The following is a 23,834-nucleotide window of genomic DNA, read 5'->3' as shown; positions in this document are numbered from 1 at the left end:
GTATCATGATTAATGATTAATATCATCACTATTAATCGTTTGCAACAATCAAATATCAGTATTAATTTTGGATAAGCAAATCACAAATATGAAACCGCGAAAAACCTTATTACAAAACTGATCAAGAAACAACAACCAACATGATAAAAAACGAACAGTCTGGAGCGCTTACAAATCCTATACGCACAAATATCACAACTAAAACAATCACAGATAGTAACCGTAAAAAGGCTACGATCCTCGCGTTTGCGCTTATTCCACTGTCGGGCCTGGCAACGGATATCTACTTGCCGTCATTCCCTGATATGGCACTATCATTTAAAACAGGCGCCTCAAGCATTCAATATACTATCATTTGCTTTTTGCTGAGTTATGGCATTGCCCAGCTTTTTGTAGGTTCTGTTATCGACAGTTTTGGCCGTTACAGGATCAACCTCGTATCATTGCTGGTATTTGCTTCAAGCAGCTTTGCTATTGTATATACTTCTGACATACATATTTTATACCTGATGCGGGTTGTGCAGGGCATAACTACAGCTTTCATTGTTGTAGGTAAACGCGCCTTTTTTGTTGATGTTTACACCGGTGAAAAGCGAAGGCATTACACCAGTTTGTTATCGATTGTCTGGGCAACGGCGCCAATATTAGCCCCATTTTTTGGCGGCTATCTCCAAAAGAGCTTCGGCTGGCAGTCAAACTTTATAGTACTGGGCATGTATGCACTGGTCATGTTTGTCTTGGAGCTGATTTACAGCGGGGAATCTATTAATGTAAAACATCACTTCCACCCCAAATCTATCTTTAATGTTTACAAAACGCTCCTCTCCTCAGCTGATTTTACGTTTGGCATTGTTGTTTTGGGGATCAGTTTCGGTACCCTGATGATTTTCTCCATGTCGGCACCATTTATTGTAGAACACCAGTTTCATTTATCACCTGTTGCAACAGGATATTGCGCGCTGCTCTCAGGCCTTTCTATTTTTATTGGCGGTATTGTTGGGAAAATGATCAAGGCAGGCTCATTATCAACAAGGCTGATCCTGTCTAATGCGATTCAATTGGTGTTGATTGGCCTGATGTATTTTCTTACATCCATTTACACAAGCCTTCCATTCCTGATGACGTTTGTGGTTTTGATCCACATGGTAGGCGGGATCATTTATAACCTGTTTTTTACGTATTGCTTAACCCGTTTCCCGCTCAATGCAGGTGTTGCCAGCGGCATAACCAGCGGTGGCTCCTATCTTGTTACATCTTTTGTAACTTCCTTATTATTTGGGATATTCGTAATCAAAGATCAATCCTCACTTGCGATAGGATATCTGATTCTGGCGCTGCTTACTACCGCGGTACTATTATTCCTGCGGAAGAGACTGGCATATTAATATACTTACAAACCAAAATAAAACATTGATATGAATTACTCGCAATTGGCATTTACTGATGCCGTTAAAAAACTTCAGGAGAGACTTGGCAGCCGGCATAACTATGAGCGGGCCGAGAAAATGAGTTATGTTGATGGGCTGACTGATTACGAGATCAATTTTATTGCAAATATTGACAGCTTCTATATGGCCTCGTATGGTGAAAACGGATATCCCTATATCCAGCACCGTGGAGGACCGAAAGGATTCATCAAAGTTATAGACAACGAGACCATTGGAATTGTAGATTTTGTTGGAAACCGGCAGTATATCTCTACGGGTAATATTTCCAAAAACCCTAATGTTTCATTGATTCTTCTCTCCTACCCGCTTCGCGCGAGGATGAAAATTTATGCTGAGGCAGAACTCATTGAAGTGGATGAAGATCATGGTCTTTATGAGTTTCTCAGTCCCGATGACTACAAATTTAAACCAGAGCGTATGATGGTATTCCACATCAAGGCATATGACTGGAACTGCCCCCAGCATATCACTCCCAAATATAGTATTGAGGAGGTGGAGGAGCTTATTGAGCCTCAAAAAAAATATATCGCTTCCCTGGAGCAGCAAGTTGCTCTGCTTAAAGAAAAGCTTAGGGATCAAAAATAAAGTCCGTTTCTATAAGATTTCTGAGACCAATAACCTTCAGATCAAATATTAATATACTGGCCAAAGTTCAACTATACTGAGCTGAATTTTACATGGTAAGCTCTCCATTTGTCCATCTTTCATACATTTCTTCCGATCCGTTTTCGGTACTATGCTTGTTGTACTTCTTATTGCGCACTGTAGCCTTAAATTGCGCTGAAGTAATAAACTCCAAATAAATAAGGATAGACAAGTATTGGTATTTGTATAATTTAAGAGTGCTGCCGCCGTCGTATCCGTGTGTTCTAAATGTCTTCTTAATAATATCATAATTCTCAGCTTCCGTAAATTTATATTCAGGCTGCGTGGGAAAAATATCTTCTTTACCTGCCGGCTCTATATGTTCCTCCTCATCCGAAGATTGGAGGTCAAAAGAGGGCTGCTTTATTTTCTCCTTTGCTCGCGTAGCTTTGGGGGGTATTACTTCCATTACCGGGGAATTCAGGTTTCTTTCTTTTACCGGCGTAGCTCTCGGGGTTATGTTTTTTAGCGTCTCCCGTTCATTAGCTTCGTCATCATCATCCGAAAAATATTCAACACTGTCCGCCGCAGGGGAATTCGATATGATTCCCTTCACTGGTGTAACTTGGGGGGGTTCCTCCTCAGATAAATCTCTTTGATCAGCATCCGATGAATAATCACTGTCTGTCTCAGCGGGAGAATTCACAATGAGCTTTTTCACAGGTGTAAATTGAGGGGTTTCCTCCTCAGATAAATCTCTTTGATCAGCATCCGATGAATAATCACTGTCTGTCTCAGCGGGAGAATTCACAATGAGCTTTTTCACAGGTGTAAATTGAGGGGTTTCCTCCTCAGATAAATCTCTTTGATCAGCATCCGATGAATAATCACTGTCTGTCTCAGCGGCAGAATTCACAATGAGCTTTTTCACAGGTGTAACTTGTGGGGTTAAATAATTGGAAGCAAAAGTTGATTGCGGACCTGGGCTAGTATGTGCTACAGTTTTAACTTTTTTCGCAATACTTGGGAAACCAGACTTTTCCCGTTCAGTTTCAAGTGCTTTCTGAAGGAAGCTGACTTCCGTTTTTGTTATTACAGCTTTGCCTTCCAATGGTTTAAACTTTGCGCTTCCAGAGGTGAGAGCTTTATCTTTCCTTAAATATGACCATTCGATTCCAATCGTTTCAAATTTGTATCGATTTGGCGCTTTTTTCTGTTCGATAGACCATTTTACCCTTAATAAGTCTCCTTTATTATCCTTTAATTTTGTGGAGAGAATACGGAGATTTTCCTCAAACGGCATCATGTGCGTATTACTATCCTTATTGCCCAGTACCAGATTTTCCGGCCCTGTTGTTCCGCCCAATCCTGCACCTCTGATATGGAGCCATTCCCAGTCAACCTTGTTCCAGTAAGGATCATCGGTTAACCATGCATATCCCCGCGCATTAGTATTCTTCATGGCTACTCTTTGTCCCAGACCACGTGCTTGCGCAGTGAATGGACGGGTAAAATCTTGCGGACCAGGAGATCCGGTGGGATCAGTATTATCATCCACTTGCGCAAGTAAACCTTGTTTTAATTTATCCTCTATTTCCGGTGAAATTTCTTTACCAAGGATATATAATGAAGTCGATGTAGGCTTTAGACTGAGACTATCTTTTTGTACGATTTTTTTATTCGTCAGCATACTTCCTGCAATGGTTATACCTTCAATGAATTCATTGTTTACCGGATGTTTAGCTAAGTTCACATCTACAATATTAATATCTTCCACATCGTGCGCTCTGCCTATCGCATCAATTCTACTCTCACTTTGATAATGAACTTCCTGTATTTCAGCTAAAAAATTAATTGATTTGCTTCTTAAGGCAGATAAGATGTTGCCGCTACTTACGCTACCGCCGTCATTATTAAAGGTTTCAACTGCATGATTTCCCTTAACTATTAGTCTATCAATTTTTTTATCCCATCTCTCGAGTTGAGCTATCTGTGAGTCTAAAATCTTTTCTTGTTCACCTTGTACGGTATTTCTGTTTTCATTCAGATTTTCCCTTACATCCTTAAGAAGCTCAGTAATAATTTCTGCTTGCAATACCCAGTTAATTGATGGGGATCTTCTGCCCAGTTTTTTATCTGGATTGTATAAATCTTTGTGAAATAAGCTTTCCTGATCCCCAGTCTCAATTTTTTGATAAAACTGATAACTAATGTTTGGGCTATTCGGAGATTGCTGCGGCATATCTGGACTTCCTGATGCAGGCGCAGTAAACTGAAATGCTTTCATTCCCATTTGATCAGCCTCGTGCTCCAGGTGTTGATCGGTATTTACAGGAGTATTTCCTTTCATTTGATGGGTTGCGCCTGCCCTACCCTGTTTCTGCTGTACTACATGCCAGGCTTCATGAGGCAGATGCCTTTCCTGGCCGGGTCCCAGATGTATGTTGTTTCCATGCGCATATGCCAAGGCTTGAAATTGTGCGGGCTTGTCAGAATTATAATGAACTTTTATATCGTCCATCGACAAGCCAGATAATTGCTCTATCCCATCTTTTAAGTTATTTGGTAATCCGGTAGTATTTATGTGCTTCTTCTCTATTGCCTGATTTTGTAACAGTGAAACGGCTGGCATCGAAATACCGCCGTTGTTTTTATTATTGTGTACGCCAGAAGGGGAAGCTGAACCGGATTTTGAAAAATTAGTTTCAAACATAACAGTGTTTTAATCCATGCTAAATTATATGGGTTTTCTTTATTAAACTTTGACAGCCCGTGTCTTTATTAAATTAACTGAGGTATATTCTGATAAACTGGAAGTTGACTTAAAATTAGCCGATTAAGCCTGTTTAATTATGCGGGTATTTACCCGATTATATATTTAGGTAAATCTACCTGAAACCATAGTATTCAGGTCGGATTTTTAAGTACTCAAAAATCACCCACCAAAAGATCCATCAGCTCATTATAGCACATCACAGAACTTCTGTCAATTTATAAACTTTATGACCAAACCAGCATCTACATCAAATCTCATCTCAAATGGTGCACATCCATAATATCGCCCTGATGACTGAAACAATATGAAAAGTTTCAACAACATCAGATCCCCCTACAACTTTGAATCATATAACTGTTAAAGTATTTTAGGTATGTTTCCCATCGATACGCCCTACTGCATCAGTGTCCTCCTCTAATTCCCGAATTGCCTGCTCCCAGTCTCCTTCCTCAGGAAAAAGGGCACTACGCAAATAAGCATACGTCATTTTCTGTACAGCGGCAACAACAGCAGGGTTCTCATCTGTAGTTTCCCTTACAAGATAACCAGAAATACCACCCAACATATGTTCAGCGCCAAATAATGTAAGCAGCCATTCCGCTCCCGGACTCAGTGTAAATACATCAGTAAACCATTCCGGCCCAAGCACGGTTAGCGGAGAATAGTCCTGATCTCCGGCAACAACCAGCGTTGGCACCCTCAGTTCTGCATAACTTTGTTCCAGATACGGAAAATGCTCTTTGGCAAATGCGCTCAATGCATCGCCTCCCCTGCCACCTGCGCTCAGCAAAACCGCAGCTTTGATTCGCTTATCCAACATCACGTCGTCTAAACTGCCGTTTGGTTTAATTACCCTTGCTCCTGATAACAAACCTACTGTGTGCGCACCAAAAGAATGTCCGGCTGCGGCGATACGGCCCCTATCCAGGCGACCTTTAAGTCCTGGGACTAAATCCTCAATATATTCAAGCTGGTCCAGTATGTGTTTCATATCATCCACCCGTTGCCGCCAGATCAATGCTGTTCGGGGATCACTTAAAAATTTTTTAACCGCCTCGCTATGGTCTGCTTCATGATGATCAGCCAGCGTTCTCGAATCCAGGAATGTCGGCTGAATAACAACAAAGCCACGGGCAGCCCAAAAGTTCACCAAAGGAGCATAACCATCCATGGAAGAACCAAAACCATGGGCAAACAGGATAATGGGCAAATCCACACCTGTTAGCGGTGCAGATATGCGCAGCTCAAGATCGTGGCGGCGGCCCGAGACTGGTAAAACGATAGGGCTTAAGGAAATAACTGGCTGCAATGTGGCTTCAGTCCTCTTTATAATACTTTGATTTAGCTTATTCATATAGATTTATTTAATTCAATGCAAATCTATACCTCCGTTGGTTTACTTTTGTAACGGGTTTACCAAAGGAAACCGGTTACCTACAGGAAACCATGAAAATAGAAAAAGAAGATCTTGATCAAACTGCATGCACAGTACATCACCTTGCGATACGTGATACCATGGAGCTTCTGAGCGGCAAATGGAAATTAAGAATAGTTGGCTCCCTTAGCTTTGGGAAGAAACGGTTCATGGGACTTAAAGCAAACATAGACGGTATTGCAGCTAAAATGCTTTCCAAAGAATTGCAGGAACTTGAACTGAACGGGTTGATTACGCGAACAGTACTTAACACCAAACCTACAACTGTAGAATATGAACTCACAGCTTACGGACATTCACTCAAACCTGTCATTGATGTGATAGCTGACTGGGGAACACAACACAGAAAAAAGATTATCGATGAAATGAAGTTATAGTAAAAGCTGTAACGTGACTGAGATGAAATCAATAAAAATACTTAAGACAATACAACATAAATTTTGTTGTATTCTTTTAATCACTTTATGAATTTTGTAGAAAGTAACATCCTGGTAGTTGGCAAGGGCTTAGTGAAGCCAATATTAAGCGTAAGAGATACAGATCGGATCATTGAAATGGCATGGGAAGACCGTACATCATTTGATGCGATTAAGGAACAATTTGGAATTACTGAGCAACAGGTAATTGGGTTGATGCGGAATGAAATGAAGCTGTCGAGCTTTAAGTTATGGCGCCAGCGCGTCCAGGGCCGTGCAACCAAACACAAAAAACTGACAGATAACACGATCACCAGATTTAAATGCAGCAGGCAAAGGCAAATCAGTTTAAATAAGATCAGCAAGCGAAGCTAACCTCTGCGACATCGAAACCTAAATTACTGTACAACTGAATGAATTTCCGCTGTAATCTTGTTACTTTTTTTCCTATAATAAGTTTATCCTGGCCAGAGACTCTAAGTACTGGAGCTTATATTCAGCTGTCAAATGTCCGGTATCGTTCCAACGTCAATAACAAATTCAGTCCCAATGAGATAATCTGCCCTCGGAAAAGCCAGAAAATCCACCAGTTCGGCAACTTCTTCCGATTGTGCAGGCCTGCCCATAGGTATGCCAGCTAAGGCATCCATTACGATTATGGTGGCCTCTTCTACGGTAATATTTGTGCTTTTGGAAATCCGGTCTGTCAATCTTACAGAGTACAATCATCGGCAGTATTAAGGACGCTATCACGTAGGAGCTTAAGATTTAAATAGGGAGGAATTTATCCCTTCCCATAGTGTTTGCTGGCCGCAGTTGAGCGAGGGCATAAAAGCTCACCAGACATAATCAGTAATCTGAATTTAATGGTTGTTACGAAAACGCTTAGGCGTTGATATTTCATTCTTTTTGAAAAAATTAATGAAGTGCGGCAGTTCCTCAAAGCCCAGGCACCAGCTGATCTCAGAAATATTCCAGTCCGTATGCTGTAACAATATACGTGCTTCCTGCATGATCCTCGCCGCAATCAATTGGGAAGTCGTTTTACCTGTCACCTTTTTTAAAGACCTGTTCAAATGGTTAATATGTATAGACAGATGCTCTGCGTATTCTGCCGGAAAGCGCAGGCGAATGCGCTGGCTTTGCGATTCAATCGGAAACTGACGCTCCAGTAGTTCCGTAAACAATGTTGCTACCCGTAAGGCCCCGTTAGATTCAGCGTATGGCCGGCTTTCTACCGGCTGCATCTTCAGTGCTTTATAAATCAGTTCGAGTGTCAGGTTACGAAGGACATCAAATTTGTAAACAAAATCCGTTTCGATCTCCTCCTGCATCCGCTGGAATATGCTGCTGATCTCCCTTACCTGATCAACCGATAATTCAAATAAAGTGTTGTTCCCAGGTTTAAAAATCGGGTAATCTTTGATCTTCTGGTTCTCCTCAAAAAATGCTTCGGTAAATATACAATAGTATCCGCCCTGTTTCTCTCCCAGGTTTTCCCATGAATAAGGCACATAAGGATTGGAGAATAGCAATGCACTTTCTTTGAACTCCAGGCATTTGTCGGCGTAAAACAGGCGGGTATGCCCGCTTAACAAGCTGATCTTATAAAATCCCTTGCGGTTATAAGGCTGGCAATTAACAAAATCGCCGGATTTATTGTAAAGGGGAAAGATATTAAACTGTCCCAATTCCCTTTGCAGATAGTCTGGCATCCATATATGCTGGTTATCAAGTTCTGTTAATGTTCCCATAAAATTTGTTCTTGTTTCCTTATCTTACTATGATATGTTAACCATAATGATGCATTGGTAAAGATTACTAAAACAGCTGATAAATAACTGCATAAATCAAACCAAAAGTTATAAAATTGAAATGCCTCCATCCTCGCTGTATGTATCAACAGGTTTGATCTTTACACTTTCTGGTTTGATTTCCGCATCTAAAGGAATCATGCCTCCACTTAATTTTGGTTGATCAATTATTCACGTAAAACAGAAATAATGGAGTACAAAACTTTAGGAAACACAGGGCTGCTGGTATCGCGGCTGTGTTTAGGCACGATGACCATGGGGCCTGGTACAGGGATCTATGAGCACATTGGCAATGTTGGCCAGGCCAACGCCGATCAATTGGTTAAAGATTCATTTGATGCGGGCATCAATTTTTTTGACACGGCGGATGTTTACTCCGCAGGTGAAAGTGAACGCATATTGGGGCAAGCGTTCAAAAACCTGAATATTGCAAGAAAAGATGTGGTTCTTGCAACAAAAGTTTATTCCCGTACGGGCCCGGGCCGCAATGATGTAGGTGCATCGCGTAAGCATATTATGGACGGTATAGAAGCCAGTCTTAAAAACCTGCAGACAGACCATATCGACCTTTACCAGATCCATGCGAATGATATCCTCACGCCAACTGAGGAGATGTTGAGATCACTCGACGATCTGGTACGGTCGGGTAAAGTCCGTTATATTGGCTGTTCTAACTGGCAAGCCTGGAAACTTGCAAAAGCACTAGGTATTTCTTCATCAAAGAACCTGGCTCGTTTTGACTCTTTACAAGCCTACTATTCTATCGCCGGAAGAGATCTGGAACGTGATATCGTACCATTACTTGAAGAAGAAAAGATTGGGCTAATGGTTTGGAGCCCGCTCGCCGGCGGATTACTTTCCGGCAAGTTCAGCCGTGAAAACCAAAACCCGGAAAATTCAAGAAGATCTGGCTTCGACTTTCCGGTAGTGGACAAGGAAAGAGCCTGGGATATTCTGGATATTATCGCCCCTATTGCTAAAGCACATGGCTGCAGTGCAGCACGCGTAGCATTGGCATGGCTACTATCAAAACAAGTTGTCACCGCAATCGTTATAGGCGCAAAAAAACAACAGCAGCTTCAGGACAACCTCTCAGCTATGGATCTAAAACTATCACAGGAAGAGATCAAACTTCTTGATCAGGTAAGTACACTGCCGCCGGAGTATCCGGGATGGATGATCGACACGCAAGGGGCCGACCGCTTGGGTGAGGTAAACCTTTGGGAAGGGCGCTAGGTTTTCTACAATCAGCGCGTATTTGAGATGGCTACTCACCTAAAAAACGCCTACGTCTGGAAGGTTCAAACAATTACATATAGCATAGTTTTGGTCTTTAAATTTATTTATCAAATGGTAGGGATCGTTCCACCGTCGATGACAAATTCTGTCCCGGTAAGATAACTTGCCCTGGGGGAAGCCAGGAAGCCTACAAGCTCGGCAACCTCTTCCGGTCGAGCGGGCCTGCCAATAGGTATGCCGCCAAGGGCATCCATTACGCTTTTGGTGGCCTCTTCTACGGTAATGTTTGCGCTTTTAGAAATCCTGTCTGTCAATCTTACGGAGGCTTCAGTATTGATCCATCCCGGTGAGACAGTTAATACACGTACTCCCTTTGCTGCCACTTCTTTTGACAAACCTTTGCTATAATTAATGATCCCTGCTTTCGCTGCTGCATAGGGCAAAGTGGCATCATACAGCGGCAGTTTGCCCTGAATGGATGCGATGTGAATGATCACGCCGCTCCCGCGCTCCAACATATGTGGGAGCAGCCCTCTGTCCAGATTAACAGGTGCCAGTAAGTTGGTACGTATTGTCGATTCCCAATCCTCTGCTGTAAGCACAGCAAAGCCGCCGCCTGGTGTTTCAGAAGCACCCAGATTATTGATCAGAATATCTACCCTGCTAAACTTTTTCATTACTGCGGTAACCAGGCTTTCGATCCCTGACTGGAGGCTAAGGTCGGCGGCAATAAAATGCAGGTCTTCATCGAGGTGTTCCGGTTTGTTCCTTGCGGTAATGACCACTGTTGCTCCGGTTGCCCGTAATCGTTCGGCTATTGCTTTCCCGGCACCCTTGGTACCACCTGTAACAAGCGCTATTTTACCGTAAAGCTCATTATTGAAATCGACTTCCTTTTCCATATTGTCTTTGTTTTGTACAAACCTCGGCAGTAGTTAAGACGCAATCAAGTACGGACTTACGATTCAAATAGGGAGAAATTTATCCCTATTGCCTGCATTGGAACAAAGTCTTATCTTTGATAGATGTATGAAAGAAAGATCTTACCGTACCTGAATTGCGGGCTTGACCTGGTTGGCGAAGTACTTTACGGCAAGTGGAAGTTGCGCATACTCTGGTTTATTAATGAAGGTAATAAACGCCCAAGCGAGTTGCAGCGCCAGATCCCGGATGTGTCCAGAAGGGTATTGAACATCCAGCTCAAAGAGCTGGAAGAACATGAACTGGTAACCAGGAAGATTTATCCGATCATGCCCCCAAAGGTGGAGTACAACCTGACTGATTTTGGAAGGACACTGATCCCTGTGATCAATACCATCGGGCTTTGGGGCGATCAGCATCAGGAACGCCTAAAGCAAGTGATCCTGAAAGAATTCCGGGACAATCCTGCAATAATTGACCATCCAGAAGTTCAGACCTCATAGAGTAAAATAGATCAAGGGTTATATCATGGCTATAGCCAGGAATCTGTTGTGCTTAACCCCAGCCTTTCTCATTATGATGTATTATGTCTGTAAGAGACATAAGAATGACGCCCCTCAACTTAATAATTCCGCTAAATTACAAGAAGATATCTGTTCTAATTTTTACTGTATTCGCTTTTAACTTCTCACGCACAAAATGGCACCTATAAAACAAAGAGGCCAATGGTGCTACTGCATTATATCATTTCAAAGATCAGGAAATCAGGTGAAAGCCGAGATATTCTCCTGGTTGAACACCCCAAGTGCACAAACTGGCAGCTATAGTGGAGATCTCAAAAGGGTTAAAGAATGAAGGTGGTGAATAGCAAGATCCATAAGCTCTGATCAACCTTCAAAATAGTTAAAATATTTTCAAGATTTTGAGTCACCTACCCTACTTGGTAAGTTTGTAGCCAAATTTCACCAAATATAATACCTTATGACATTTAACAGCAATGAGCAGAATGCTGCTGCCAGGAATAATGATGTAAATGAGACCTCTAACCACCGTACTGCTATGATTGCACTCTGGCAGGCAGTTCTGGTTACAATCATCACCACAATAGGAGGTATAGTTACCGGCTACATAGCGCTACCTCATAAGATTGACCCAATTGAACAACAAGGTCTGGGAAATGTTAACATTGAAGGAAAGTGGAAATACGTATGTACTAAATTTGGCGGTAAATATCAGCATGGAGGACGGCTTAATATCCAAAAAGGTGATGATGGCTCTTTAATTCTTTGCGGTCAACGCACCTGGTGCGATACAAAAGATTCACTCAAAAAAGAGTGGACACAAAAAATATATCCCCCAAGTGAATATCTTAACTGGCATTCAAATTGGATTTTTGCCAGAAATAGCACCCAAATACATTTAGAATATGAGATACCAATGGAGTCTGGAAGCATTATCGGCTATTGCACCGGAAATATAATTTCAGAATATAAAATAGCCAGGATAATTCAGGGAAACTACTATGTGGTTAACGCTATGCCGATATCAACTGGAAAAATGATATTCAAAAGAGTATCAGATCAGGAGTATCTTTCTTCCGCTCCTCTATCAGAAGATCATCATTAGGAAATTTGTTCTGATCGCAATATGTATCCGTCAAGCCCTTAAAGATTCAAAAACAGCTTCATCTTATATTGGGACTTTTGTCCCATTCCAGATAAGGTAAACCAGGTAAATTTGCTAATGAAAAAACACTTGACCGAATGGCTTATGAAAATAGAAATCAAAAGCATGTCGGATGATGAAAGAGACTGTGAATTAGTAAAGATGCATATCGAAGCATGCATCGAGCAGATTAAATCAACAGCGATTATTATCCAGCAGATAGAAGATAAACAATACAGGGACAGAAACGAGTCAACAGGAGAAAACATATACCAAAGGATTAGCCTTAAATACTAGTTCTTCCTCAATTTGTAGTTATTGATCATGTCTTTGTGATCAGGAGATTTAAAATAAGCTCCTAATTTCGTACTGAGCCCTGTTTTTGTTTCAAGTATCAGCAGGTTTTCTACTACCGTGATGCCCTGCACTGTCATTTACCGTAAATGCAAAAGCAAACCCCTTAGGGTTTCCAGGCCGCAAAATGAGCGCGGGATATTATGACCAAATAAACTAACATGGATTGTTGAAAAGTTCTTAAAAACCACCAATCAATACTAATTTATTTAGCAATACATTTACCGTCAAAATTTATGAGATGGAAATTAACCGCGCAATCAAGAAGGAATTAGTTTTGATGTTAATGGAATGGGTTGATAACAGCAGGTTGCAAAGGCATTTACCTTCAGACTGTTATTTTATTATGTTTCCGGGGGATGCATTATCATTTCATTTTTCGCATCTCAGCGAGGAATATCAAAACAAACACATCGTACAGGATTTAAAAGCATATTCGTTAAGCTTATGTACTCATTTGATGCCCATTATGAAACAGTGGTGCATGCAGAATAACTTACTAAACCTTGAATTTACCCTATGGTTCAACTGCAGTGAACAAAATTATCAAACATCAAGAACAGTTTTTATTAAGAAGGATGACAAGGAATACAGGGAATACCCGGAAAGTAAATCTACGTAGGGGACTTGTTGAGGATACTTACAATTCCTCATACAATGTTTTATCAACACATCTTAAAATAACAACAAAACAAACTTAAAAAGACACTATTTAGAGCCGCCCTGATTAAGGAGCGTCCTCACTTCAACCTCAAGAATAATTGCAATCTCGATGAGCCTGTTGATGGTGATTTTGCTGTAACCCAATTCTATTTTGCTGTATGCATTTTGTGATATAGCGAGTTTAGCCGCCAGATAATCCTGGGTAAAGTTTTTTTTCTCTCTAACTTTACGAATGTTGGCAGACACAGTTTTTCCTATCTGATTATTCTTCTTTTGCATGCAATCTTTTTTAAAGAATTTTAGATCCTAATGAACGAAAATAACATGAATTTGGATTTTGATACAATATCTCATCTTAAGTAAATTGTAAAATAACATCGAAAATATAGGAGCGCCTAACCAACATTTATACTGCTTTAAGACTTATAGAAGTACTATGAATAATAAAATAATATGGTACAGAACCTTTTACAACCCAATTGAGGCCAACATCGTCCGGGCCAGACTAGAAGACAGCGGCTTTAAATGTTTCCTGCAGGATGAAAATATCTCCACTATTCAGCCCCTGTATAACCAGGCAGTGGGAGGAGTAAAACTGATGGTATTCGAAAAGGATGCACCGCAAATTGATCTATTGTTATCTGAAGAGAATCTCGGCGATACAGATGAATTCAAACCGCAGGAAAATAGCCCGGTTAATGACAACGAGATCACCTGTAAAAAATGTGGTTCAACAAATGTTGGATTTGGGCAAGCCACTAAAAGCAGATACAGCTGGATAGTTTTACTTGTTTCTTTTTGCCTTGCTGTTTTCCCATTCATGGTAAAGAAGTGCTACCATTGTTATAATTGCGGCCATGAATTTCATTGATACCGTCATCCACAAAGCAGCAAAAAGTTGGAATGCGGTTTATTCTATCAACATGTTACTTTTAACAATTTTCCATTTACCATCTTCTTTTTTTAGTTCTAGGTGATGTTCGGCAACTGAGCTGAAAAAATATAAGACAACCGAGACGGAGTCTTTTCTTAAATCAAACTTTTCAACGCTCAAACGAATTCGCCTGTCAGATGTTTCTTTCAATGACCGAATAATATGTCTTGAAGCGTCTGTACCTTCAATGTAGTGCACTTTAATGCTACCTACAACCTTTGGCCATACTGCATTGATAAATCGCGATTTTAAGATAAATATATCTTTCGTATCAGAGTCTAAATTACGGCACACTAATTCGTTCTCGAGACAAGAAACAACTATTTGCAGTGTATCGCTTTTATCTCGAAAATTCGAATCTGAGTCGCTGTGACAGCCTATTCCAAGTCCAGAAATCATTAGTAATATAATATAATTGAATAATTTCACATCAAATATTAATTTGTATTTTACAATTATGTTAATTTAAAATGTAAACCGCTTTATAAACCTGTTAAAAAAAGACATTGAGCAGTTTAATGATCATCTGGTATTAGACTTCTGTGCTTAACAAGGCTACAAAAGAATTCATTTCCGTAACGTTATACCATGGAGCTATACATGAAATTTTTGCTCAAAAATTATGAGGTGCAATTGAAGCAAGGTGTTTTAAGATTTAATACTTCGAAATAATGAAAGGATTTTTTATCGTATTAATTGCCGCTTTGATTTATTTCCCCAAAACTGTTAGTGCTCAGATCAAAGGTGATTCCGTTTTGTATGACATAAATAAAAAAGTATCTAAAATTTTATCACAAAATGATGTTCCGCGCTTAATCAAGGATAGCATCGCAATTTACACCTATACAATCACTATTAAGATACGAAATAGCAAAAATGGCTCTACTAACGCAGAGTTATCAGTGAGCGACGCCATGTTATATACTTATTTTCCCAACCTTAAACAATTAAGTAAAATTGACTTTAAACCATTAGTCTTAAACACATTGGGCACCACTTTGGTAATCCCGATAGTGATTGCAAATAAATCCACGACTGCTACAAATAGATATACAAGACAAGAAGGTAAACTGTTGATTGATATGGGTCTCGTATGGGAAGACCTTAATAGAATGCTCACTAGCCTTGTTAGTAAAGAGTCAGACCGAAGGGAAATTAGGTTAATCCTTAAGCCTATTATGATTGACATCTTTAATATCAGTAAGAACTGAAAGGATTGATCTTAATTTCCAAGGGCACTATCGACCTCATTTTTTCTGGTTATATTTATTATTGAAATCAATGAAAGATATGGGTCTCTACAACTATTTCTTTGAAAACTAAATCTATAGTGGGCAATAAAGTCAGCTCTTTGGGATTGCCCTCATATTGGATGTAAGACCTCAAGAGTGGTTTAATATTCTCAGCGTATTGTTCCGATTTTTTTCGGGAAGCCAATTTATCCCCAATTATGAAAAAAGTAATTTGGAAAGTTTGTTCTTGCACACCAGGTTTTATAATCCATTTTCCACTTGATTTTTCAATCGCAATCTTTGCAATTGAGAAAAATATATCTTCAGATTTAATCAGATCAATGATAGAAATAATTTTACCTTCCCTGGAAACTGAAAAATTTATTGTGGTGAACCCAAACCTTGGGTTTTCAGCTAATATGCGCGGAACCTCTGACTGACTAAAAAACTTTACTACGGAACTGTCTCTGTTATCATAGTAAATCTTGCTATTTTCTTGAGCTTTAACAGTGAACGCAAGGATCAATATTAAAATAGTTAAGGTCATTCTCATATCTCAGTTAATTTAAGCATTTTATATGATCAAGCGCTGGGACGTGTTTCTCCTTATCAACCGCCTTCGATGCGTTATCAATAGTAATAGTAGATGATTAGTATTATTAATCGAATTAAGTAATGTTTGAATCGTTGGTTCAAAATCTGTATATGGCACTTTTCCATCGTAATAAAGCCTTCCAATTGCAAGCTTATAATAATCCTGTAAAGATTTCTTATGCGGATTTGATCATTGTCTTTAACAACAGAGGCGATTTTATCAATGTAGGATTGTAATATAGTTAAGCGATCCCTGCCATTAATATGTGCAGATTTTTTAGCATAATTGCTGAGTCTTTCCAGTAATGATTTTGTATTATCATTTAAAACGGGTAGCCAGATCTTTCATATGTTCAGGTTAGGTATTTAAATGTCAACGTTCCACGGCGATGAAAGTTTTAGGGCATTTAGTTTATAGAAGAAAAAAGGGGGCTAAAGGTTCTGAGATCCAAGCAAGGCGCTTCAGAACAAATTGAAAACGTACAATGATCACATTGGCTGATCAGCACACAATCACTATACAATCTTTATGAGAAAATTTTAAAATATCAATTAAAGAAAGACGATCCCGTATAGAGTGGTCATTTAAACAGAAATTGGGCTCTATTGGTGTGTAGTACTTACTTGCGGTCGTGCATAATATCTCGCCTTTATACATTTGCAACTGGTGTTGCTACACTTTTCGGGCACAATCGATTTACCAAATGTAGCAACTTGCATTTTTAAATATTGATTAATTCTAGGCTGCGCCAACACAAATTATACTTGATTTCATACCTGTGGATATGGAAAATTATTACGTTGCAGATACACCTTATGCAGTGTCTGCATCACTGCCTTTAACCTGCTGAGCAGCTTCATCAATATCTGCACTGTCATCATAACCAATAGTACGATCCTCGTCGGCGTCGCTACCAGCATTCTGTTGGACAGCATCATCTGCGCCCTGGTCGCTCTCATCTGAGGAAGGCTGAGCACCATGATCTTCATCAAACTTTTGATATACCTCTTTCAGATTTTTTGCCGCCTGTTCCTGGCTCATTGGATTCTCTTCCTGATTCATAGCTTTAGATTTACCAGGACTACAGCCAGGTCTGGAATAAGTTTTAAATTATAAGGCCATTGTGTAACATAATTATCACACCTCTGTGAGTTGTAGCCTCTTAAGTTAATGAAAACAGCAACAACAGCTTACATTTTATGGCAAATTTATTCATAAAACCTATAGTTGTATTAGTCCTGACACACCCGTGGATTTGGCTGTTTTGGCATAATTGTTATATTTTTACCTTTGGAAAATAATTTCAATATTAATCAATTACAGCTTTGTTGTTATATTCCAGTCGCGAACAATTCAATACTGTTTGTTAGCATAGTACAAAAAATCAATGGCTGAAGACAAAAATTATGATGCTGAATTTTGCGGGCATCTTGCGATTCATCAAACAAATTCAATACAGGATTACGGTTGTTTACTTGTCCTGGAACGTTCATCACTTCAAATTATACAAGGGAGCGAGAATACAAATATTATCATCTTAAAAGATATAAAAGATCTGATTGGTCAGCACATCTCAACCCTGTTGTCAGCAGCAGATCTGGACAGATTGCAAACAGAAGTGAATAAGGGTTTCCGTAACCGTGTACCCTTTACCTGCTCTGCCAATAGCAACGGAACTCAGCTGCAGCTGAATATATTGCTGCATGTAAATGAAACGGTGGTATTACTAGAGATAGAAAAAGGTAATCAGGATAGCGACCGCAGCTTTTCTGCCGTATTTCAGGAAGTCCGCTCTTTTATCTCCGTTTTGGAAACTAATGGCGACCTATACGAGGTGTGCCATGCCAGTATCGCGGAAATCAGGCGTTTGGCTGGTTTTGACGGAATAAGAATGTACAGATTTGATGAAGAATGGAATGGTACTGTTATCGCTGAAGAGATCACCAGCGATCTTGAAAGCTATATGGGGCAAACATTTCCGGCATCAGATGTACCAAAACAGGCAAGGGCTATGTACCTGAAAAACCCTTACCGGCTGATACCCAACAGGAATTACCATGCATACAAGCTTTTCCCGGTGATTAATCCGGTTACAAATGGTTTCCTGGATCTTTCAGATTGTAACCTGCGAAGCATCTCTGCGGTTCATCTGGAATATATGGCAAATATGAATGTAACGGCATCCATGTCAATCAGGGTATTGGTTGATGGCAGGTTATGGGGATTAATATCGTGTCATCACACCAGCTCAATGTACATTAACAAAGAGCTAAGATCAATCTTTGAATGGCTGAGCATGGAAATATCCTACCGGATATCATCCGTGATCAAAGCTGAGGAAATGAATGAGACCGCCACCATGCTGAAGCTGCATGCCGGGATTACAGAAAGCATATTTACAAATGCAGGAATAGCAACCGGATTGCTGGAAGATAAAGACGAAAATCTGCTTGCATTATTTAACTCGACAGGTTTTGCAATCAATCTGAATGGCAGACTTTTTGCTTCTGGTGATGTTCCTGCACGCGAAGATCTTGAAAACTTGTTTTTATGGGCTGCTGGAAAGGCTTTTGTGCAAATTTACGCCACCCATGGATTGAAGCAGGTATATGATGAAGCAGAAGCTTATCCTGAGATTGCAAGCGGTCTGTTAGTTATACCAATAGATCCACTTGCAGGAGAATTCCTCATGTGTTTTAGACCGGAAGTATTGAAAAGCATTAAATGGGGAGGTAATCCAAACGAGGCGATCAAATTTGAAAAAGATGGAGTAACGTACCACCCCAGAAATTCGTTTAACCTATGGCTTGAAACAGTACACGGACATTCAGAACCCTGGACAAAAAACCAATTGGAAGCGGCCGAAGCGCTGCGAAATTTTTTAACAAGCTATAAAGCTGCGCAGGTAAATAATTAAGGTAAGATTGATGGCAAGTAGAAATATTGCAGTGGGTAATAAAAGATTTGATAATTACGTAGTTGCTATTGGAGCATCTGCAGGCGGGCTTGAAGCTATACATCAGTTTTTTGATCATATGCCCGCCAACGCAAGTTTTTCATTTGTGATCATTCAGCACCTGTCCTCTGATTACAAGAGCTTGCTGGTAGAGCTGGTTGCCAAACATACCCACATGAAGGTTTTTGAAGCTGGCCACAACATGGCCATCCAGCAGGACTGCGTTTATATTATCCCAAACAATAAGCTGATGACGGTTGAAAAAGGCAGGCTTAAACTTGCCGATAAATCACTGATAAAAGCGCCAAACACAGCAGTAGATCACTTCCTGTACACCCTTGCAAAAGATAAACAGGAAAAAGCTATTGCGATAATACTCTCAGGTACCGGAACTGATGGCACCAAAGGTGTTCAGGAAATCAAGAACCATGGCGGACTGGTGATTGTACAGGATCCTGCCACTGCTAAATTTGATGGAATGCCCAACAGTGCAATAGCTTCTGGAAATGCAGATTTCATACTCTCTCCGGATGCGATCAGCGACGAGTTATTTAATTATGCGAATGAAGAACCTGTAAAGGTGCTGGAAAACGGGCAGCTGGATGAACAGCTCCTGGATGAGATTTTTAGTCTTGTGCAGCAGCATAGCGGCAACGACTTCAACTTATATAAAACGCCTACAATCATCAGACGGATTGGCCGCAGGATGAACGAAAAAGGAATCCGTACCCTTGAAGCCTATGTAGACTTACTAAAAAACATGCCGCAGGAGGTACTTTTACTGGGCGAAGATTTTTTAATAGGTGTGACCCAGTTCTTTAGAGACCCGCTGGCATTTGATGCGTTTGCACAGCATGTTAAAGAGGTAATAGCAAAAAAAGAGAACAGCGATACCTTAAAGATATGGGTTTGTGCATGCAGTACAGGCCAGGAAGCCTATTCTATAGCGATAGTAGCCAATGAAGCAATTGAAAAATCGGGTAAAGTCATAGACCTTAAAGTATTTGCCACAGACATAGATGAACGGAGTATTGAGATTGCTGCGAAAAATCAATATCCTGCCAGCGTAGAAAAGGAAATTCCGGCAAAGCTTTTTAAAAAATATTTTATTCAGGACGGGAAACATTACTGTGCATTACCATCGATCAGAAAACAAATTGTATTTGCAAAGCATGACGTATCAAAATCGCCTCCTTTTATAAAAACTGATATGATCACATGCCGCAATATGCTGATTTACGTAAACAGCACTTTGCAGGAGAAAATACTTTCTATATTTCATTTTTCATTGGTACAGAATGGCTACCTTTTTCTTGGCTCAAGTGAAACCGCTAATTCTTTGAAGCATGGACTAACAGAAATTTCACGCAAATGGAAGATTTATCAGAAGACCGGCACACTGAATTACGCTAATTACAACACATACCATACCGGAGCATATGCAGCATCAGATAAGAAGAAAAGCAATGCAGCAAGGGATGTGGTAATGGGTGCCAAAGAAAAGGAGTTCAACAGGTTTATCACTGATGAGCTGGGATATACGGCAGTATATATTGATAAAACATATATCATTAAAGACACGATCGGTGAATATCGGAAATACCTGTCTCTTCCGGGATCAAAGCTGGAGCTAAACATCCTGAAGATGGTGCCGAAAGCCTTAACAGTTACGCTTGGCACAGCAATCAGAAAGGCCTGGAAGTCTGAAGGACCTGTACATTTGAAACGCCTGAAGTACAGTACAGAGGAAGGCAATATGTTGCTTAATATTTCAATCACTCCTTCTTCTTCAGATGTAAGCACTGGCTACACAATGATCGTGTTTGGTGAAAGCATGCCCGAGAATATCATCACCAAGGATGAAAGTCCGGTAATGGAATTACATGAGGGTAATCAGAACGAATACATCTTTGAGCTGGAACAGGAACTGAATGATACGCGGAACAGCCTGCAGCTGGCTGTGGAAAGTATGGAGACCACTAATGAAGAATTGCAGTCGACCAATGAAGAATTGCTTTCCGCAAATGAAGAACTGCAGTCCAGTAACGAGGAGCTGCAGTCTCTTAATGAGGAACTGCACACACTCAATACTGAGCACCAGCTGAAAATCAAAGAACTGATGGATCTGAATGACGACCTGGACAACTATTTCAGGACAATTGAGATAGGTCAGATTTTTATTGACGCGGATATGTATATCAGAAAGTTTAATCCGGCAGCAATAAATATGGTTAATTTGATCGAGGCGGATATTGGCCGATCAATCGCCCAGATTTCCAACAACATTAAAACAGAGAACCTGAATACCGATTTGCAGGCAGTGCTCAACAACAGTCAAACCATAGAGAAGGAAGTTCAGCTGCAAAATGGCCATACCTGCCTGATGCGCATCACGCCATATGTGAGAAAAGATAAGAAAACAGATGGTGTGGTAGTCACATTTGTGGATATCTCCAAATTAACAGAGCTGAACAATATCATCGCAGGAGTATTTCATGCCAGTCTTAATGGGGTAATGGCTTTCAAAGCCATCAGAAATAAACAGCATCTGATCGTTGATTTTGAATGTATAGCTCTTAATGATGTGGCTTCAGCTCTGCTCAACAAAGACCGGAGCCAGCTTTTACACGGGAAACTCTTAGACCAGATGAGAGAGCTCACTGCCGGCAATCTGCTTAAAAAGTACATCACCGTTGTAGAGAAGGGTACAGTCCTGAAGTATGAATACCAGTTAACAGATAAAATCTGGATACAGGTGGTTGCGGTTAAGATGTCGGACGGCTTTGCAGCAACCATCACTGACATTTCCCAGCAGAAGATAGCGGAAGAAAGGATTAAAAAGAACTATAACGAACTGTTAGGCACAAGGGAAAGCCTAAAACACCTGAATGCGGACCTGGAGGTTAAAGTAAAAGAACGTACCAGACTGCTTTCTGAAAGTGAAAGCCGGTTTAACCTGGTTTCGCATGCCACCAACGATACCATCTGGGACTGGAACCTTGCAGACAATACGATTTGGAGAAGCAGTAATTTTGAAAGCATCTATGGTTATGCGAGAGATCATACTACCAATACACTTCCGTTTTATCTGAACCTGATCCATCCCGAGGAAAGAGATCTGGTAAGAAACAGCGTTTACGACGCCATTAACAATGGTGAACAGCAATGGACGGCACAATACCGGTTGATTAAGTCTGATGGCAGCTATTGTTCTGTTTTAGACCGCGGCAGTATTCTCTTTGATACAAACGGAGTTCCCTACCGTATGGTAGGCTCCATTCTGGATATTACCATTTTAAAAGCTACCGAAAACAAATTAAACTCAACAGAGCGGAAATTCAGAAAGATATTTGATTCCAATGTGATTGGAATGATATTCTCCGATCTGGAAACAGGACGTATCGAAAATGCCAACCATGTCTTTCTAAGTATGCTGGGATATACGGCCGAGGATTTTGAGCTGGGCAATATCAACTGGAAAGAGATCACTCCGCCTGAATATATCCAAAATAGTGAGCTTAATGCCAAACTACTACGGACCCAGGGTTTTTGTCCCCCTTTTGAAAAGCAATATATCGCCAGGGATGGCAGGCTTGTGGATGTGCTGGTAGGTTCTGCCGTGTTGGACGAAGAAAATAAATTAGATGCTGTTACTTATGTGATAGATATTAGTAAACAGAAACAGGATGATAAACGCCGCGATGAGCTTCAGGAACTGGTAAAGAAGCAGCAGGATGAATTCCATAGCATCTTTAAGAAAGCACCTGCATTGATCAGCATTAGGCGCGGTAAGGATTTGGTATATGAGTTTGTAAACGAAGCTTATGCACGGTTTGATACTGTTGACAATCATGTAGGATCGCGGATGCACGAGAATTCACAGTTCAAAACTCCTGAACTGGCCAAAATCGAACAGCGGGTGATGCAATCCGGGGAGACTTATGTAGCAAGCTCTTATCATTTTACAACAGTAGACAAGGTATCAGGAGAAACTGTCGAAAGCTGGTTTGATCTGATATTGAACCCTGTTTATTCTGAAGATGGCCTGATTGATGGGATCTCATTCTTTGGTTTTGATGTTACCGAGCTTATGATTGCCCAGCGTGCCACGAAAGCATTGATGAATAAAAAGGATGAATTCATGAGCATCGCCAGTCATGAACTTAAGACACCAGTAACCAGTATCAAAGGCTTTATGCAATTTGCTTTAAAAATGGCAAAGGAAGAGAAATTTGGGAATATTTTTGGATTAATTGATAAAGCGGACAAACAGGTGGGCAAGCTTACCAGGCTCATCGATGATCTGCTGGATGTGACTAAGATACAGGCTGGAAAGTTAACTTTTACCAAATCTGATTTTGATATCAGTGAGATTGTCAGCGAAGCGATAGATGGCATACAGGGTAATTTGGATCACCAGACGATCATAAAAGATGTTGACAATATCATCGTGTGCGGAGACAGGAACCGGATAGAGCAGGTAATCTCCAATTTCCTTTCAAACGCGATTAAATATGCACCAAACGGAAAGCAAATCACTATCCGTGCAAAAGAAACTGCGGGCAAGCTAAAATTATCAATCAGAGACCAGGGGATTGGAATTCCAAAGGATAAGGCAGACTTTATATTCGACCGCTTTTTCCGCGTTGAAGAATCATCCATGAACTTTTCGGGACTTGGCCTTGGACTGTATATTTCTGCTGAGATTATACAGCGTCATGGAGGCAGGATTGGTGTGGAGAGCGAAATAAATTCAGGTTCTGAATTTTGGTTTGAAATCCCACTGAATGCTCTTTAGTGG

22 protein-coding genes are annotated in these 23,834 nt (G+C 40.5%); 12 read left to right on the top strand and 10 right to left on the bottom strand.

The annotated features are described in order from the left end of the window. The first annotated feature begins 140 nt into the window (after positions 1-140). Entirely contained in the window at positions 141-1,385 is a 1,245-nt protein-coding gene (locus FN831_RS03755) for an MFS transporter (RefSeq protein WP_142526882.1), read from the top strand. 30 nt (positions 1,386-1,415) lie between these two features. Next, entirely contained in the window at positions 1,416-2,033 is a 618-nt protein-coding gene (locus tag FN831_RS03750; protein ID WP_142526881.1) for a pyridoxamine 5'-phosphate oxidase family protein, read from the top strand. Between the two features lie 88 nt (positions 2,034-2,121). On the opposite strand, the gene FN831_RS03745 is transcribed toward FN831_RS03750, so the two are convergent. Both FN831_RS03745 and FN831_RS03740 read right to left on the bottom strand, forming a co-directional pair. Continuing rightward, the gene (locus FN831_RS03745) at positions 2,122-4,746 is read right to left on the bottom strand and encodes an eCIS core domain-containing protein (protein ID WP_142526880.1); all 2,625 of its coding nucleotides are present in this window, start codon (positions 4,744-4,746) and stop codon (positions 2,122-2,124) included. A 430-nt stretch (positions 4,747-5,176) separates the two neighbouring features. Then, positions 5,177-6,163, bottom strand: a complete 987-nt coding sequence (locus FN831_RS03740; protein WP_142526879.1) for an alpha/beta hydrolase family protein — start codon at positions 6,161-6,163, stop codon at positions 5,177-5,179. 92 nt (positions 6,164-6,255) lie between these two features. Here FN831_RS03740 and FN831_RS03735 point away from each other — a divergent pair, with 92 nt between their 5' ends. Next, positions 6,256-6,621: a winged helix-turn-helix transcriptional regulator gene (locus FN831_RS03735; RefSeq protein ID WP_142526878.1), complete on the top strand. Its 366-nt coding sequence runs from the start codon at positions 6,256-6,258 to the stop codon at positions 6,619-6,621. An 87-nt stretch (positions 6,622-6,708) separates the two neighbouring features. Then, a complete protein-coding gene (locus FN831_RS03730) occupies positions 6,709-7,035 on the top strand; it encodes a TIGR03643 family protein (protein ID WP_142526877.1) in 327 nt (108 codons plus the stop codon). A 128-nt stretch (positions 7,036-7,163) separates the two neighbouring features. On the opposite strand, the gene FN831_RS03725 is transcribed toward FN831_RS03730, so the two are convergent. Beyond that, complete coding sequence (locus FN831_RS03725) at positions 7,164-7,385, bottom strand: hypothetical protein (RefSeq protein WP_142526876.1); 222 nt, start codon at positions 7,383-7,385, stop codon at positions 7,164-7,166. Positions 7,386-7,523: 138 nt separating this feature from the next. Continuing rightward, positions 7,524-8,414 (bottom strand): helix-turn-helix domain-containing protein, encoded by an 891-nt coding sequence (locus FN831_RS03720; RefSeq protein ID WP_142526875.1) that lies wholly within the window; start codon positions 8,412-8,414, stop codon positions 7,524-7,526. A gap of 249 nt (positions 8,415-8,663) precedes the next feature. Here FN831_RS03720 and FN831_RS03715 point away from each other — a divergent pair, with 249 nt between their 5' ends. Continuing rightward, positions 8,664-9,710 (top strand): aldo/keto reductase, encoded by a 1,047-nt coding sequence (locus FN831_RS03715; protein WP_142526874.1) that lies wholly within the window; start codon positions 8,664-8,666, stop codon positions 9,708-9,710. Between the two features lie 110 nt (positions 9,711-9,820). On the opposite strand, the gene FN831_RS03710 is transcribed toward FN831_RS03715, so the two are convergent. After that, the gene (locus tag FN831_RS03710; protein ID WP_142526873.1) at positions 9,821-10,615 is read right to left on the bottom strand and encodes an SDR family oxidoreductase; all 795 of its coding nucleotides are present in this window, start codon (positions 10,613-10,615) and stop codon (positions 9,821-9,823) included. A gap of 123 nt (positions 10,616-10,738) precedes the next feature. On the opposite strand from FN831_RS03710, the gene FN831_RS03705 reads away from it, so the two are divergent. From FN831_RS03705 to FN831_RS27600, 3 genes are all read left to right on the top strand, one after another. Further along, the gene (locus tag FN831_RS03705; protein ID WP_142526872.1) at positions 10,739-11,137 is read left to right on the top strand and encodes a winged helix-turn-helix transcriptional regulator; all 399 of its coding nucleotides are present in this window, start codon (positions 10,739-10,741) and stop codon (positions 11,135-11,137) included. A 478-nt stretch (positions 11,138-11,615) separates the two neighbouring features. After that, a complete protein-coding gene (locus FN831_RS03700; RefSeq protein WP_142526871.1) occupies positions 11,616-12,260 on the top strand; it encodes a hypothetical protein in 645 nt (214 codons plus the stop codon). 117 nt (positions 12,261-12,377) lie between these two features. Beyond that, complete coding sequence (locus tag FN831_RS27600) at positions 12,378-12,596, top strand: hypothetical protein (protein ID WP_185960374.1); 219 nt, start codon at positions 12,378-12,380, stop codon at positions 12,594-12,596. Here FN831_RS27600 and FN831_RS27595 read toward each other — a convergent pair. Beyond that, positions 12,593-12,733 carry a hypothetical protein gene (locus FN831_RS27595; protein ID WP_185960373.1) on the bottom strand — a complete coding sequence of 47 codons (141 nt, stop codon included), beginning with the start codon at positions 12,731-12,733 and terminating at the stop codon, positions 12,593-12,595. The genes FN831_RS27600 and FN831_RS27595 overlap by 4 nt on opposite strands. 628 nt (positions 12,734-13,361) lie before the next feature. Continuing rightward, positions 13,362-13,595 (bottom strand): helix-turn-helix domain-containing protein, encoded by a 234-nt coding sequence (locus tag FN831_RS03695; RefSeq protein WP_142526870.1) that lies wholly within the window; start codon positions 13,593-13,595, stop codon positions 13,362-13,364. Between the two features lie 157 nt (positions 13,596-13,752). Between FN831_RS03695 and FN831_RS03690 the strand changes: the two genes are divergently transcribed. Further along, positions 13,753-14,187, top strand: coding sequence for a putative signal transducing protein (locus FN831_RS03690; protein ID WP_142526869.1), 435 nt, complete (start codon positions 13,753-13,755; stop codon positions 14,185-14,187). A gap of 39 nt (positions 14,188-14,226) precedes the next feature. Here FN831_RS03690 and FN831_RS03685 read toward each other — a convergent pair whose 3' ends face one another. Then, on the bottom strand, positions 14,227-14,649 hold the full coding sequence (locus tag FN831_RS03685; protein WP_142526868.1) for a hypothetical protein: 423 nt from the start codon (positions 14,647-14,649) through the stop codon (positions 14,227-14,229). A 272-nt stretch (positions 14,650-14,921) separates the two neighbouring features. On the opposite strand from FN831_RS03685, the gene FN831_RS03680 reads away from it, so the two are divergent. Then, complete coding sequence (locus tag FN831_RS03680; protein ID WP_142526867.1) at positions 14,922-15,461, top strand: hypothetical protein; 540 nt, start codon at positions 14,922-14,924, stop codon at positions 15,459-15,461. Between the two features lie 67 nt (positions 15,462-15,528). Here FN831_RS03680 and FN831_RS03675 read toward each other — a convergent pair whose 3' ends face one another. After that, the gene (locus tag FN831_RS03675; protein ID WP_142526866.1) at positions 15,529-16,035 is read right to left on the bottom strand and encodes a hypothetical protein; all 507 of its coding nucleotides are present in this window, start codon (positions 16,033-16,035) and stop codon (positions 15,529-15,531) included. Positions 16,036-16,890: 855 nt separating this feature from the next. Continuing rightward, positions 16,891-17,139 (bottom strand): hypothetical protein, encoded by a 249-nt coding sequence (locus tag FN831_RS03670; RefSeq protein WP_142526865.1) that lies wholly within the window; start codon positions 17,137-17,139, stop codon positions 16,891-16,893. A gap of 325 nt (positions 17,140-17,464) precedes the next feature. Between FN831_RS03670 and FN831_RS03665 the strand changes: the two genes are divergently transcribed. Next, a complete protein-coding gene (locus FN831_RS03665; protein ID WP_142526864.1) occupies positions 17,465-18,994 on the top strand; it encodes a GAF domain-containing protein in 1,530 nt (509 codons plus the stop codon). A 10-nt stretch (positions 18,995-19,004) separates the two neighbouring features. Next, a complete protein-coding gene (locus FN831_RS03660) occupies positions 19,005-23,831 on the top strand; it encodes a chemotaxis protein CheB (protein ID WP_142526863.1) in 4,827 nt (1,608 codons plus the stop codon). Positions 23,832-23,834 lie beyond the last annotated feature (3 nt).

The organism is Pedobacter westerhofensis (assembly GCF_900182595.1).
In the GTDB taxonomy this organism is placed as follows: Bacteria; Bacteroidota; Bacteroidia; order Sphingobacteriales; family Sphingobacteriaceae; genus Pedobacter; species Pedobacter westerhofensis.
Note: the sequence above shows the minus strand (reverse complement) of the source record. Positions and strands in the feature narration are given on the sequence as shown.